Here is a 14,740-nt window from a genome sequence, read left to right as displayed (position 1 = left end):
TCAGTCGCCGATGGCGACGGATTGGGTCAGGGCGGCGGCGGAGGTGCCGGTCGCCGCCGGCGGGGCCGTCGTGGTCGGGACGGTCTCCTGGCGAGGCTGACGCACGATGCGGCCGTTGGTCGGGGCGATCTTGGTGCCGGGCATGGCGCGCTGCAGACCCTCGATGATGATGCGGTCGGTGGGGCGCAGGCCCGAGCGGACGACGCGCAGGCCGTCGACCAGCGGTCCGAGCTGGACCGGGGTCGGGGTGACCGAGCCGTCGGCGGCGACGACGGAGACGACGCGGCGCGCCTGATCCGTGCCGACGGCCGAATCCGGCACCAGCAGGGCGTCATAGGCTCCGGCGCCGGCGACGCGGCCCTGGGCGAACATGCCGGGCTTCAGGAAGCCGTCGCCGTTGGGGATGACGGCGCGCAGACGGATCGTGCCCGAGGCCGGATCGATGGCGTTGTCGGTGAAGTCCAGCGTGCCGGTGCGGGTGAAGTCGCTCTCGTCCTGCAGGCGGATGCGCACGGGGGCCGACCGGCCGGCGCGGGCGTCGCGCTGATACTTCAGCAGCAGGGACTCGGAGCCCTCGAACACGAAATAGATCGGCGAGGAGGAGACGATCGTGGTCAGGATGTCGGCGGCCGAGGAGCCCCCGGCGACGACGTTGCCCGGATCGACCCGACGGTCGGACACGCGGCCGGAGGCCGGGGCGGTGACGCGGGTGAATTCGACATCCAGTTGGCGCGCGCGGACGGCGGCCTGGGCCGAGGCGACGGCGGCCTGGGCGTTCTGGACGGCGCCTGAATTGGTGTCGACCTCGGACTGGCTGACGGCCTGGCTGGCCAGCAGGCCTTGCGAGCGGGTCAGGTTGGTGCGGGCCAGGGACAACTGCGACTGGGCCTGGGTCAGGGCGGCCTGGGCGGCGGCGAGCTGGGCCTGCGCCGGACGCGGGTCCAGGGTGAACAGCAGCTGGCCGCGGCGGACGAAGTCGCCATCGCGGAAGTGAACGGCCTGGATGAAGCCGCCGACGCGGGCGCGGACCTCGACCTGGGAAGTGGCCTCGAACCGACCGGTGAAGTCGTCCCAGTCTACGACGCGCTCGGCCAGGGGCACGGCGACCGTGACCGGTGCAGCAGGCGGCGGGCCCTGGGCCTCGGACGGTTGCGAACAGCCATAAAGCGCGCCCGTCGCAAGGACGGACACGGCGACGATCTTCAGCCTGCGCATGCGCGCACTCTCCAATTTGGGTAGAAATCCCTGTCTTCGGCGCGGCCGGACGCAAGTCGGGGGAGACCGGTCATCGCCTGTTGACTTAGATGAATGTGTCGGTCGCGCTTGTCAACAGGCGATGACATGGCCATAGCTAATGCGGGGCTAGAGGAGATCAACTTGAGTTTCGTCGCCTGCCGACCGAGAAATGCTGCCGCCACGCGCGAGGCCATTCTGGACGCCGCCACGCGTCGGTTTTCGGCTGAGAGCTATGATCAGGTCGGTATCCGGGATGTGGCGGGCGAAGTCGGCGTCGATCCGGCGCTGATCAGCCGCTATTTCGGCTCCAAGGAAGAACTGTTCCGCGCGGTGATGGACGGCTGCGGCACGGGCGCCGACCTGACCGAGGGCGACCGGGCCACCTTCGGCGAGCGCATGGCCCACGACATCGTCTATGGCGCGCGCAAGGAGGGCAAGCTGGCCTGGCTGCTGCTGATGCTTCGGTCGATCGCCTCGCCCAAGGCCGCCGAGGTGATCCAGCGGGCGTCGCGCGAGACCTTCTACGAGCCCTTCATCGCCTGGGTCGGCGGCGAGGACGCCGAGATCCGCGTCCGCATCGCGGCGGGCATGATGATGGGGCTGACCGTCAGTCGGGACCTGTCGGGCGGGCTGAACATGACCCCGGACCAGTGCGAGCGGTTGAAGACCCGTGTCGCGAAGATCCTTCAGGACCTGGTCGACGGCTGAGCGGACCAACGGGCCCGGCTCCGCTTGCGTGGCGTGCCTCCGGCTTTAAGGTCCGCCGTGAACTTTTGAAGACGGACGGGGCTTGCGGATGCGTGGATGGATGTTGGCGGCGCTTGCCGCGGTCGTCGCGATGGGCGGAACGGCGGCGTCGGCCCAGGTCAGCGTCGGCCCGATCCAGCAGACGACCGGCACCTTCGAGGACAAGTTCCGCCAGTTCGAGGGCGAGGACTGGCCCACCCCCACCGACTATCGCAACGCCTCGGGGGCCCCGGGGCATCGCTACTGGCAGCAGAAGGTCGATTACGAAATCGACGTCGCGCTGGACGAGGGTGATCGCACCCTGACGGGCACCGAGACGGTCACCTACACCAACAATTCGCCGGACCGGCTGGGCTATCTGTGGCTGCTGCTGGACCAGCAGAACTATCGCCGCGCCTCCCTGGCCGAACGCAGCCGCACGGTCGGCTCCGACACCACCCTGTCCGTCAACGAGGTCGTGCGGGTGCAGCGTTTCCAGGAATGGGAGGGCGGGTTCAACGATCTGAAGATCACGGGGGCGGACGGCCGGGACCTGCCGTTCTCGATCACCGACTCCCTGCTGCGCATCGACCTGCCCCAGACGCTGGGCACCGGCGAGACCTTCACCTTCACCATCGCCTTCACCCTGCCGCTGCCCGAGACCAATGTCGTCGGCGGGCGCAGCGGCTATGAGTGTTTCACCAAGGCCTGGGAGGACGGCAACTGCATCTTCCTGGCGGCCCAGTGGTTCCCGCGACTGGCGGTCTATTCGGACTATGAGGGCTGGCACAACGCACAATTCCTGGGATCGGGCGAGTTCACGCTGGAGTTCGGCGACTACGACGTTTCGATCACCGCCCCGGCCGACCACCAGGTCTCGGCCACCGGCGCGCTGCAGAACCTCGACATCCTGACCGCCGCCCAGCGCCAGCGCCTGGACCAGGCCCGCACCGCCGATGAACCCGTCTATATCGTGACCCCGGCCGAGGCCGCCGCGGCCGAGGCCAGCCCCGCCCGCTCCGGAACCCGGACCTGGAACTTCGCCGCCGCGAACGTGCGCGACTTCGCCTTCGCCTCCAGCCGCAAATTCATCTGGGACGCCATGGGCGTCGAACAGGACAGCGCCGAACACCCGGTGGTCATGGCCATGTCCTTCTTCCCCAAGGAGGCCCGGCCCCTTTGGGACTCCTGGTCGACCAAGGCCGTGGCCCACACCCTGGACGTCTACAACCAGTTCTCGATCACCTACCCCTATCCCGCGGCCCAGTCGGTCAACGGCCCGGTCGGCGGGATGGAATATCCGATGATCACCTTCAACGGGCCGCGCCCGCTGCGGGGCGACGACGGCAGCCTGACCTATACCGAGCGGACCAAGGCCGGGCTGATCGGGGTCATCATCCATGAGGTGGGCCACACCTATTTCCCGATGATCATCAACTCCGACGAACGCCAGTGGACCTGGATGGACGAGGGGCTGAACAGCTTCCTGCAGTATCAGGCCGAAAAGCTGTGGGACGCCGACTTCCCCGCCCGGGGCGAGCCGCGCCAGATCGTCGAATACATGATCTCCGAGAACCAGGTGCCGGTCATGACTCAGTCGGACAGCATCCTGCAGTTCGGCAACAACGCCTACGCCAAGCCGGCGACGGCCCTGAACATCCTGCGCGAGACGGTCATGGGCCGCGAGCTGTTCGACCGGGCCTTCCGCGAATACTCGCAGCGCTGGGCCTTCAAGCGGCCGACCCCCTACGACTTCTTCCGCACCATGGAAGAGTCCTCGGGCATGGACCTGGACTGGTTCTGGCGCGGCTGGTTCTACACCACCGACCACGTCGACATCTCGCTGGACAAGGTCATCGCCGTGTCGCTGGAGTCCGCCGACCCCGAGGCCCGCGCCCGCGCCGCCCGCGCACGCTTCGAGGCCGAGCCGGAATCGCGCACCGTGGTCAACAACCGGGGCATCGAAACCGTGACCGAGCGCGATCCGTCGGTCCGCGACTACTATGACGAGACCGACGCCTTCACCGTCACGGCCACCGAGCGCCGCGACGCCGCCAAGGCTCGCACCGCCGCGGAGGCTGACGCCAACCGCCGCCAGGCCCTGACCTTCGACGACAACGTCTATCGCTTCACCTTCTCCAACCGGGGCGGGCTGGTGATGCCGGTGATCCTGAAGCTGAACTGGTCGGACGGCTCGGACGAGATCGTGCGCATCCCCGCCGAGGTCTGGCGGCGCAACAGCCAGACCGTGACCTGGCAGCATGTGTCGTCCAAGACCCTGGTCTCGGCCGAGGTCGATCCCCTGTGGGAGACCGCCGACGCCGACCGCGCCAACAACGGCTTCCCGCAATCGATCCAGCCCAGTCTGGTCCCCCTGGCGCCCCAGGGCCCCCAGGCCCCCAACCGGATGCGCGACGACGACCGCCGGGTCACGCCCGACAGCCTGCGCCCCCGGGCGGTGACGCCATGAGGCGGCTGGGCCTCTCCCTCATGGCGGCCGCGATGATGCTGGCCACCCCGACCCTGGCCCACCGCGGCCACGGGGGGCTGACGGTGGTGGTGATCGACCCGGCGACCGGCGGCGTCACCGTCACCCACCGCTTCGCCGCCCATGACGTGGAGCCCGCGCTGGTCACGGTCGCTCCGGACGCCCAGCCGACCCTGGACGACCCAGCCGCCGTCTCGGCGCTGGAAGCGCATCTCGACCGCCGCTTCCGGCTCGAGGTCAACGGCGAACGGATCGACCTGGATCATGAAGAGACTGATCTGGCCGGAGACAATATCCGGGTCGACTTCGCCGGGACGGGGACGGCGGGCGGGGCGGTCCGGACGGTGCGGGTCGATCTCGATTTCTTCCCCGGCGTGCACGACGATCAGGAACAGCAGGTCAACATCCGCGCCGCCGGCGTCACGCGCACCGTCGTATTTCGACCCGGCAGCCCCGCGCAAACGGTTGTTTTCACCCGTTGAGACGCGTCACGGGGTAATTTTACCGGTGAACCGACGGTAGACCCTGCGTCTTGGAAGTTTCTTCCAGCGCCTCTTGCGCAGCGCTACGGTTTCTGGCCTTATGGCGCGGCAATCAGGAGCCGGCCGTGAGCCACCGCACCCGCTACCCCTCGACCCGACCCACCGCGCGCATCGCCGCCGCGGCCCCCTCCGGCGCGCCCGCCGCCATGATCACCCTTACCCTCAGCGTACTCGTGCTTCTGCTCTCCGGAGCGGCGTGGATGCAGCTGACCTGAACCCCAACATCAGGATCGCTCGCAGACACCCGCTCCCGACAGGAAGCGGGTTTTTTGTTGCGCCGATCCGAGACCCCCTACCGGAACGCCTGAAGACCATGACGCAAGATTCCACCTCTCAGGACACGTCTCCTTCGCCCCGGCGAAGAAGCGCGGTCGTGACCGCCGGAGCCAACCGCGCCGCGGCCCGCAGCTATCTGCGGGCCGCCGGCATGGACGACACCGACTTCGACAAGCCGATGATCGCGGTGGTCAACACCTGGTCGTCCGTCACGCCGTGCAACATGCACCTGGACCGCCTGGCCAGGGACGTCCGCGCCGGGATCGTCGCGGCGGGCGGCTTCCCGATCGACTTCAACACTATCGTCGTCACCGACGGCATCTCCATGGGCACGCCGGGCATGAAGGCCTCTCTGATCTCGCGCGAGGTCGTGGCCGACTCGATCGAGCTGGCGGTCCAGGGACATCAGATGGACGGGGTCGTCTGCATCGTCGGCTGCGACAAGACCATCCCGGCCGCCGCCATGGCCCTGGCGCGGATGGATATCCCGGGTCTGGTCTATTACGGCGGCACCATCCTGCCGGGCGTGGTCGGCGGCCGTGAGATCTCGATCCAGGACGTGTTCGAGGCCATCGGAGCCCACGGCGCGGGCACTCTGGACGACGCGGGGCTGAAGGCGGTCGAGGCCGCCGCCTGCCCGGGTGCCGGGGCCTGCGGCGGACAGTTCACCGCCAACACCATGGCCATGGCCCTGTCGGTCATGGGTCTGTCGCCGATGGGCGCCAACGACGTCCCCGCGGTCGATCCGGCCAAGGGGGCCCAGGGCCATCGCTGCGGCGAACTGATCGTCGAACGGGTCTTCGCCGGCGACACGGCCCGCAAATACATCACGCGGGCCAGCCTGAAGAACGCCGCCGCCGCCGTATCCGCCTCGGGCGGTTCGACCAATGCGGTGCTGCACCTGGCCGCCATCGCCATCGAGGCGGGCGTCGAGTTCGGCGTCGAGGACTGCAACACGGCCTGCGAGACCACGCCGGTCATCTGCGACCTGAAGCCCGGCGGCCGCTTCCTGGCCAGCCATCTGTATGCGGCGGGCGGCACCCGTCTGGTGACCCAGCGGCTGGCCGAGGCGGGCAAGATCGTCAACGCCCCGACCGTCAGCGGCCGCAGCCTGTTCGCCGAGGCCGCCGAGGCAGAAGAGGCCCCCGGCCAGCAGGTGGTGACCACGATCGCCGCCCCGATCAGCCCGCGCGGCTCCTATGCCGTCATCTATGGCGATATCGCCCCCGAGGGCGCGGTCATCAAACTGACCGGCCACAAGGTCGACCGGTTCGAGGGTCCGGCCTGCGTGTTCGACAGCGAGGAAGACGCCTTCCACGCCGTCCAGGACGGATCGATCGGCGAGGGCGACGTCATCGTCATCCGCTACGAGGGTCCCAAGGGCGGCCCCGGCATGCGCGAGATGTTGCAGGTCACCGCCGCTTTGAAGGGCCGGGGCATCCACGACGTCGCCCTGATCACCGACGGCCGGTTCTCGGGGGCCAGCTACGGCTTCGTCGCCGGCCACGTCTCGCCGGAAGCCGCGGCGGGCGGGCCCATCGCCCTGATCCGCGATGGCGACCGCATCACCATCGATGTGACCGCGCGCCGGATCGACGTTGCCGCCGACCTGGCCGCGCGCCGCACCGGCCATGTCGCCCCGCCGCTGAACCCCGCGACCGGCGTCTTCGCCAAATACCGCGCCAGCGTGGCCTCGGCCGCGCAGGGGGCCGTCACCATTCCCAACCCGCCGCCGGCTCAGATCCGTGCGGAAACCCGTCAGACGCAGGAAGCCTAGGCCATGGAAATCTACACCAACGACGACATCCGCCCCGGCGTCATCGCGGGCCACCGCATCGCCATCATCGGCTATGGCTCCCAGGGTCGGGCCCATGCCCAGAACCTGAAGGACAGCGGCCACGACGTGATCGCGGGCGTCCGCCACGGCGGCAAGGGCTGGAAGAACGCCACCGCCGACGGCGTCGCCACGGCGGAGCCGGCCGAGGCGGTCAAGGGGGCGGACATCATCGCCATCCTGACGCCCGACATGGCCCAGGCCCAGATCTACAAGGACGTGATCGAGCCCAACGCCAAGAAGGGGTCGGCCCTCCTGTTCGCCCACGGCTTCTCGATCCTGTACGGCCGCGTCACGCCGCGGAAGGACATGGACGTCATCTTGGTCGCGCCCAAGGGGCCGGGCGATCTGGTCCGGCGCGAATATGCGCGCGGACGCGGGGTCCCCGCCCTTTTCGCGGTCGAGCAGGACGCCACCGGCAAGGCCCGAGACCGGGCCATGGGCTATGCCAAGGGCATCGGCGGCGCGACCGGCGGCCTGCTGGAAACCAGTTTCAAGGAAGAGACCGAGACCGACCTGTTCGGCGAGCAGGCGGTCCTGTGCGGCGGCGCCAAGGAGCTGGTCATGGGCGGGTTCACCACCTTGGTCGAGGCCGGCTACCAGCCCGAGATCGCCTATTTCGAATGCCTGCACGAGCTGAAGCTGATCGTCGACCTGTTCTACGAGGGCGGCATCACCAAGATGAACGAGTTCATCTCCGAGACCGCCAAATGGGGCTCGGTCGTCAGCGGTCCGCGCGTGATCAACGCCGAGACCCGCGCCCGGATGAAGGACATCCTGACCGAGATCCAGGACGGCACCTTCGCCCGCGAATGGATCGCCGAGAACGAGGCCGGCAAGGGCGCCTACGACGCCCTGGTCAAGGCCGACGGCGAGCATCTGATCGAGTCGGTCGGGGCCGGTCTGCGCGAGCGGATGGCCTGGCTGCACGCCCCCAAGACCGCCGAAGCCGCCTGATCCCGAAACCCCAACCCAGTCAGTCCCAGACCGATCATGACCGCCGTCGCCACCGCCATCAGCGCCAAAGCCGCCCACCCGCCCCAGAGCGGCGCGCGGCTGCTCGTCTCGACCCTGGAGCGGCTGGGCGTCGAGGTGGTGTTCGGCTATCCGGGCGGGGCGATCATGCCCGTCTATGACGCCCTGACCGGGTCGGGCCTGAAGCATATCCTGGTCCGGCACGAACAGGGCGCGGCCTTCGCCGCCGACGCCTATGCCCGGTCCACCGGCAAGGTCGGGGTCTGTATGGCGACCTCAGGCCCGGGCGCGACCAATCTGATCACCGGCATCGCCAACGCCATGATGGATTCGGTGCCGATGGTCTGCATCACCGGCAATGTCGCCACCCATCTGATGGGGACCGACGCCTTCCAGGAGATCGACATCCTGGGCGTCACCCTGCCGCTGGTGAAGCACAGCTGGGTCGTGCGCGATCCGGCCGACGTCCCCGCCGTGATCGAGGAGGCCTTCCACGTCGCCCGCTCCGGCCGGCCGGGGCCGGTGCTGGTCGATCTGCCGAAAGATGTTCAGGTTGGGATGACTTCGGACGACTTCGGTTTCCATTATCCGAACGCGGTCGCGCCGCTGGATCACGCCGCGATCGCCGAGGCGGAGACCCTGATCCGCGCCGCCGAACGGCCGCTGATCTACATCGGCGGCGGGGTGAAAATCGCCGGGGCCGTCGAAGCCCTGCGCGCCTTCGCCGAGCGCACCGGCATCCCGACCGTCTCGACCCTGAACGCCCTGGGTTCGATCCGCACCGATGCCCCCGGCTTCCTGGGCATGCTGGGCATGCACGGCACCCGCGCGGCCAATGAGGCGGTGCAGGAGAGCGACCTGCTGATCGTCTTCGGGGCCCGGTTCGACGACCGCGCGACCGGCAAGCTGAACGAGTTCGCGCCCCATGCGAAGGTCGTCCATTTCGACATCGACCCGGCCGAAATCAACAAGCTGCGGGCCGTCCATGTGCCGGTCGTCGGCGACCTGAAGGCCGGGATCGAGGCCCTGACCCAGCGCGTCGCCGCCCGTCCCCTGGCCATCGAGGCCTGGGCCGGCCGCTGCACCGACAACGCCCGCCGCAACGCCTTCCGCTATGACGCCCCGGGCGAGGGGGTCTATGCGCCGGCTCTGCTGAACGAACTGTCCCGGACCGCCGGCGACGGGTTCGTGGCCGCCTGCGACGTCGGCCAGCACCAGATGTGGGTGGCGCAGCACTGCGAATTCTCGCGGCCCGAGGCCCACCTGACCTCGGGTGGTCTGGGGGCCATGGGCTACGGCCTGCCCGCCGGCCTGGGGGCCAAGATGGCCAGCCCCGCGGCCCACGTCGTCACCGTGTCGGGCGACGGCAGTTTCATGATGAACATCCAGGAGCTGGCGACCCTGCGCCGCTACGGCGTGGCGCTGAAGATCGTGCTGCTGGACAACTCCAGCCTGGGCCTGGTGCGCCAGTGGCAGGAGCTGTTCTTCGCCGAGAACTATTCCGAGGTCGATCTGTCCGACAATCCCGACTTCGTCGCCGTGGCCCAGGCCTTCGGCATCGAGGCCTTCAGGATCGACCGACGCGACCAGGTCACCGACGGCATCGCCCGCCTGCTGGCGGCCCCGGGGCCCTGCCTGATGCACGTCCTGATCGACCCCAAGGAAAACGTCTGGCCGCTGGTGCCCCCGGGCAAGTCCAACGGCGAGATGATGCACGACACGCGCTTTGACGAAGGAGACATGGCATGACCGAGACCATCCAGATCCAGATCGACCGGGCCGACGGCTCGCTTCAGCGCCTGATCGGTCTCGTGGAGCGCCGCGGTTTTCACATCGACGCCATGAGCCTGTCGGACGAGGGGGCGATGCGCCGTGTCCAGCTGCAGGTCCGCGGGCGCGACGCCGGCCGCTGCACCGAAAACCTGGGCCGCCAGATCGACAAGCTGGTCGGCACGACCCGGGTCGGCTTCTCTGCCGCGACCTACGGCTACCAGAGCGGGGTGGCGGCATGAGCGGCTCCGTATCCGATGGCGTAGGAGACCCCAACCGGGTCGTCGTCTTCGACACCACCATGCGCGACGGCGAACAGGCCCCGGGCTTCTCCATGTCGCCCGAGGACAAGGTCCGCATGGGCCGCCAGCTGAAGGCTTTGGGCGTCGACGTGATGGAGGCGGGCTTCGCCGCCGCCTCTCCGGGCGACGAGGACTGTATCCGCGCCGTGGTGGGCGAGATGGCCGAGGACGACTCGGGGCCGGTCTTCTGCTCCCTGTCGCGGGCTAACGAGGCCGACATCGACGCCTCCTACCGGGCCCTGCGGGGGACGAAGCGCCGGCGCTGCCATGTCTTCATCGGCACCAGCCCGATCCACCGCTCGGCCAAGCTGCGGATGACCCCGGACCAGGTCCTGGCCCAGGCGGTCCGCGCCGTCGAATACGCCCGGACCCATTTCCACGACGTCGAGTTCTCGGCCGAGGACGCTATCCGCACCGAGCCGGAATTCCTGGCCGAGGTGCTGGAAGCGACGGCCGGGGCCGGGGCCTCGACCCTGAACGTGCCGGACACGGTCGGCTATGCGACGCCGGACGAGATCGCCAGCCTGTACCGGTTCCTGATCGCCCGGATCCGGCCGCGGTTTCCCCACGTCGTCTTCTCGGCCCACTGCCACAACGACCTGGGGCTGGCCGTCGCCAACAGCCTGTCGGCCATCGAGGCCGGGGTGCGGCAGGTGGAATCGACCATCAACGGCATCGGCGAACGGGCGGGCAACGCCGCCCTGGAAGAGGTGGTCATGGCCCTGCGCACCCGGGCCGAACGCTATGGCGTGACCACCGGCGTCGACGCCACCAAACTGGTCGAGACCAGCCGGCTGCTGAGCGAGATCACCCACTCGCCCATCGTGCGCAACAAGGCCATCGTCGGCATAAACGCCTTCGCCCACGAGGCCGGCATCCACCAGCACGGCATGTACGCCGACGCCCGCACCTATGAGATCATGCGGCCCGAGGACGTCGGGTTCGCCGGCAGCTTCTTCGTCCTGGGCAAGCATTCGGGCCGGACGGCCGTGGCCAAGCGGGCCGAGGTGCTGGGCTATCCCCTGGTCGGCGACCACCTGACCGCCGCCTTCGCCGCCTTCAAGACGCGGGCGGACGACATCGGCGAGATCGACGACAAGGAGCTGGTGGCCATCTGCGTGGCGACGCAGCGAGAGGCGGCGCATGCCGCAGCCTGAGCCCCGCACCCTGTTCGACAAGGTCTGGGACCGCCACGTCGTGGTGGCGGAGACGGCCGAGACGCCGGGCGTCCTCTATATCGACCTGCATCTGGTCCATGAGGTCACCAGCCCCCAGGCCTTCACCGAGATCGAGGCGAGGGGGCTGAAAGTGCGCCGGCCCGACCGCACCTTCGCCACCCTGGACCATTCGACCCCGACCCTGCCGGCCGGGCCGGACGGGCATCGCCCCTATGTCACCGCCGAGGCCGAGGCCCAGGTGCACCGGCTGGAACAGAACTGCGCCCGCCACGGCATCGAACTGGCCGGCTGGGGCTCCGGCGACCGGGGCGTGGTCCATGTCATGGGTCCCGAACTGGGCCTGACCCAGCCCGGCATGACCGTGGTCTGCGGCGACAGCCATACGGCGACCCACGGCGCCTTCGGCGCCCTGGCCTTCGGCATCGGCACCTCCGAGGTCGGCCACGTGCTGGCGACCCAGTGCCTGCTGCAGCGCAAGTCCCAGACCCTGCGGGTGACCATCGACGGAACGCTGCGGCCCGGGGTCTCCGGCAAGGACGTGGCCCTGGCCGTGATCGCCGCCCTGGGCTTCGGCGGCGGCACCGGCTTCGTCATCGAATACGCCGGCCAGGTGGTGCGCGATCTCGACATGGAAGGGCGGATGACGCTCTGCAACATGTCGATCGAGGCGGGCGCGCGGGCGGGCATGATCGCCCCGGACCAGAAGACGCTCGACTGGTTGCGCGGCCGCCGTCACGCGCCGCAGGGCCAGGCCTGGGAGGCCGCCGCCGCCGGCTGGCTGGCCCTGGCCAGCGATCCGGGCGCGGTGTTCGATCAGGAGATCGCGCTGGACGGTTCGGCGATCCGGCCCATGGCCACCTGGGGCACCACGCCCGACGCCGGGGCCCCGATCGGGTCCCGCGTGCCCGAGCCGCGCTCCGACAGCGACCGCAAGGCCATCGCCTATATGGGGTTCGAGGCCGGCCAGACGACGACGACCCAGCCGGTCGATGTGGTCTTCATCGGCTCCTGCACCAACGGCCGCCTGCCGGATCTGCGCGCGGCGGCGGACGTGATCCGGGGCCGCAGGGTCAAGCCCGGCGTCCGCATGCTGGTGGTGCCGGGTTCCGAGGCCGTGCGCCGTGACGCCGAGGCCGAGGGGCTGCACACCGTCTTCCTCGAGGCCGGGGCCGAATGGCGCATCCCGGGCTGTTCAATGTGCATCGCCATGAACGGCGACGTGGTCGCGCCCGGGCAGCTGGCCGTCTCGACCTCCAACCGCAATTTCGAGGGCCGTCAGGGCAAGGGCGCCCGCACCATCCTGGCCAGCCCGGCCACGGCGGCGGCCTCGGCCATCGCCGGGGTGCTGACCGATCCGCGAGTCTATCTGGGGGAGACGGTCGATGCGTAACGATTCTGCTCCCGTCCCCTGGAGGGGGAAGGGCCGGGGATGGGGTGGAGGCGCGCCGTCAAAGGAAGGCTTCGACACCCGGTCTCCCTTCAAAACCGGACCAGACCGGGTGAACGCGAGAACCGGCATCGTGGTGCCTCCACCCCATCCCAACCCTTCCCCCTCCAGGGGAAGGGCTTTCGCCCGGCAACCTCATGCCTGAACCCCTCAAGATCCTGACCTCCCGCACCCTGGTCCTGACCCAGGCCAATATCGACACCGACCAGATCATTCCCGCCCGGTTCCTGACCACGACGGAGACGACCGGCCTGGGCCGCAAGGCCTTCTACGACTGGCGCTATGAGGCCGACGGCTCGCCCCGGCCGGAGGCCGTTCTGAACCGGATCGATCCGGCCGAGCACCGCATCCTGGTGGCCGGCGACAATTTCGGCTGCGGCTCCTCGCGCGAGCACGCGCCCTGGGCCCTGTACGACTATGGCTTCCGGGCGGTGATCTCGACCTCGATCGCCGACATCTTCACCTCCAACGCGCTGAAGAACGGCTTCCTGCCCGTCGTCGTCGATCAGGCGACCTGGGACGATCTGGTCGCCAACCCCGAACAGGTCGTCACCATCGACCTGGAGGCCGGCGAGGTGCGACGCGGCAACCATGCCCCGGTCGCCTTCGCCGTCGAACCCTTCGCGCGGCAGTGCCTGCTGGACGGGGTCGACACCCTGGGCTGGCTGCAGAAACACATGCCTGACATCGAATCCTACGAGCGTACCCGTTTTCCGGAGCCCACCGCATGACTGCCACCCAGACCTACAAGATCGTCCTGCTGCCCGGCGACGGGGTCGGGCCCGAGGTGACGGCGGCGGCCCAGGCCGTGCTGCGCGTCATCGGCGACTTCTATGGCCACCAGTTCGACTTCGCCGAGCACCTGATCGGCGGGGCCGCCATAGACGCCACCGGCGATCCCCTGCCGCAAGAGACGACCGCCGCATGTCTGGCGGCAGACGGCGTCCTGCTGGGCGCGGTGGGCGGGCCCAAATGGGATGGTCAGGCGCGGCGTCCGGAGGAGGGGCTGCTGGGCATCCGCAAGGCCATGGGCCTGTTCGCCAACCTGCGGCCGCTGCAGGTGTCGCCGGTCATGGCGCACCGCTCGCCGCTGAAGAAGGAGATCGTGGAGGGCGTCGACCTGATCGTCTTCCGCGAGCTGACCGGCGGGGTCTATTTCGGCGAGAAGACCCGCACCGACACCATGGCCTCGGACCTGTGCGTCTATACGGTACCCGAGATCGAGCGGATCACCCGCGCCGCCTTCAAGACCGCCCTGCAGCGACGCGGCAAGGTCACCTCGGTCGACAAGGCCAATGTGATGGAGACCAGCCGGCTGTGGCGCGAGGTCGTGACCCGTATCCATGCCGAGGAGTTTCCGCAGGTGCAGCTGGAGCACGCCCTGGTCGACTCCATGGCCATGCATCTGATCCGCAAGCCACGCGATTATGACGTCATCCTGACGGAGAACATGTTCGGCGACATCCTGTCGGACGAGATCTCGGTGCTGGGCGGGTCGATCGGCCTGCTGCCATCGGCCTCCCTGGGCGAGTCGGGCCCCGGCCTGTTCGAGCCGATCCACGGCTCGGCCCCCGATATCGCCGGACAGGACCTGGCCAACCCGGTCGGCACCATCCTCTCGGCCGCGATGATGCTGCGCCACAGCCTGAATCTCGAGGACGAGGCGTCGTCCATCGAGGCGGCCGTGGCGGCCGTGCTGGCGGCGGGGGCGACCACGGCGGATCTGGGCGGGGAGCTGGGCACGCGGGCCGCGGCCGAGGCGATCATCGACGCCATCCGCGCGATCCACTGGGCCGCCGCCCACCGGGTGCAAATGCACTGGGGTTAATGATTTCGTCATAACATCGTCACGCCGCCTCTGCGTGCACTGCAACACGCAGAAGCGCAAAAATTGACCTATGCGGACTGTGTGCGTGACGACACGCACACGAAAATTGCACAGGACGCGGTTGAAGCCCTTGCGCAT

Annotated in this window: 13 protein-coding genes; 12 read left to right on the top strand and 1 reads right to left on the bottom strand. The window is 69.1% G+C overall.

What is annotated here, in order from left to right:
• On the bottom strand, positions 1 to 1,215 hold the full coding sequence (locus tag BZG35_RS15630) for an efflux RND transporter periplasmic adaptor subunit (protein ID WP_077357038.1): 1,215 nt from the start codon (positions 1,213 to 1,215) through the stop codon (positions 1 to 3).
• A 162-nt stretch (positions 1,216 to 1,377) separates the two neighbouring features.
• Here BZG35_RS15630 and BZG35_RS15625 point away from each other — a divergent pair, with 162 nt between their 5' ends.
• The 12 genes from BZG35_RS15625 (at position 1,378) to leuB (ending at position 14,602) form a co-directional block, all read left to right on the top strand.
• A complete protein-coding gene (locus tag BZG35_RS15625; RefSeq protein ID WP_253189200.1) occupies positions 1,378 to 1,944 on the top strand; it encodes a TetR/AcrR family transcriptional regulator in 567 nt (188 codons plus the stop codon).
• An 88-nt stretch (positions 1,945 to 2,032) separates the two neighbouring features.
• Positions 2,033 to 4,432, top strand: a complete 2,400-nt coding sequence (locus tag BZG35_RS15620; RefSeq protein WP_077357034.1) for a M1 family metallopeptidase — start codon at positions 2,033 to 2,035, stop codon at positions 4,430 to 4,432.
• The gene (locus tag BZG35_RS15615) at positions 4,429 to 4,932 is read left to right on the top strand and encodes a DUF6702 family protein (RefSeq protein ID WP_150126067.1); all 504 of its coding nucleotides are present in this window, start codon (positions 4,429 to 4,431) and stop codon (positions 4,930 to 4,932) included. Before BZG35_RS15620 ends, BZG35_RS15615 begins: the two co-directional genes overlap by 4 nt.
• A 125-nt stretch (positions 4,933 to 5,057) precedes the next feature.
• Positions 5,058 to 5,207 carry a hypothetical protein gene (locus BZG35_RS18040; protein ID WP_171981981.1) on the top strand — a complete coding sequence of 50 codons (150 nt, stop codon included), beginning with the start codon at positions 5,058 to 5,060 and terminating at the stop codon, positions 5,205 to 5,207.
• A gap of 98 nt (positions 5,208 to 5,305) precedes the next feature.
• The gene (locus tag BZG35_RS15610; protein WP_077357030.1) at positions 5,306 to 7,045 is read left to right on the top strand and encodes a dihydroxy-acid dehydratase; all 1,740 of its coding nucleotides are present in this window, start codon (positions 5,306 to 5,308) and stop codon (positions 7,043 to 7,045) included.
• 3 nt (positions 7,046 to 7,048) lie between these two features.
• Complete coding sequence (gene ilvC, locus BZG35_RS15605) at positions 7,049 to 8,059, top strand: ketol-acid reductoisomerase (RefSeq protein WP_077357028.1); 1,011 nt, start codon at positions 7,049 to 7,051, stop codon at positions 8,057 to 8,059.
• Between the two features lie 36 nt (positions 8,060 to 8,095).
• The gene (gene ilvG, locus BZG35_RS15600) at positions 8,096 to 9,826 is read left to right on the top strand and encodes an acetolactate synthase 2 catalytic subunit (RefSeq protein ID WP_077357027.1); all 1,731 of its coding nucleotides are present in this window, start codon (positions 8,096 to 8,098) and stop codon (positions 9,824 to 9,826) included.
• Positions 9,823 to 10,089 (top strand): ACT domain-containing protein, encoded by a 267-nt coding sequence (locus BZG35_RS15595; RefSeq protein ID WP_077357025.1) that lies wholly within the window; start codon positions 9,823 to 9,825, stop codon positions 10,087 to 10,089. The genes ilvG and BZG35_RS15595 overlap by 4 nt, the downstream gene beginning before the upstream one ends.
• Positions 10,086 to 11,306, top strand: a complete 1,221-nt coding sequence (locus BZG35_RS15590; RefSeq protein WP_077357023.1) for a 2-isopropylmalate synthase — start codon at positions 10,086 to 10,088, stop codon at positions 11,304 to 11,306. The genes BZG35_RS15595 and BZG35_RS15590 overlap by 4 nt, the downstream gene beginning before the upstream one ends.
• A complete protein-coding gene (gene leuC, locus BZG35_RS15585; protein ID WP_077357021.1) occupies positions 11,293 to 12,717 on the top strand; it encodes a 3-isopropylmalate dehydratase large subunit in 1,425 nt (474 codons plus the stop codon). The genes BZG35_RS15590 and leuC overlap by 14 nt, the downstream gene beginning before the upstream one ends.
• A gap of 194 nt (positions 12,718 to 12,911) precedes the next feature.
• On the top strand, positions 12,912 to 13,505 hold the full coding sequence (gene leuD, locus BZG35_RS15580) for a 3-isopropylmalate dehydratase small subunit (RefSeq protein ID WP_077357019.1): 594 nt from the start codon (positions 12,912 to 12,914) through the stop codon (positions 13,503 to 13,505).
• Positions 13,502 to 14,602, top strand: a complete 1,101-nt coding sequence (leuB, locus tag BZG35_RS15575; protein WP_077357017.1) for a 3-isopropylmalate dehydrogenase — start codon at positions 13,502 to 13,504, stop codon at positions 14,600 to 14,602. The genes leuD and leuB overlap by 4 nt, the downstream gene beginning before the upstream one ends.
• Positions 14,603 to 14,740 lie beyond the last annotated feature (138 nt).

The organism is Brevundimonas sp. LM2 (assembly GCF_002002865.1).
Lineage (GTDB): Bacteria > Pseudomonadota > Alphaproteobacteria > Caulobacterales > Caulobacteraceae > Brevundimonas.
The sequence above is the reverse complement of the archived record's forward strand: the minus strand, read 5'-3'. Positions and strand labels throughout refer to the sequence as shown.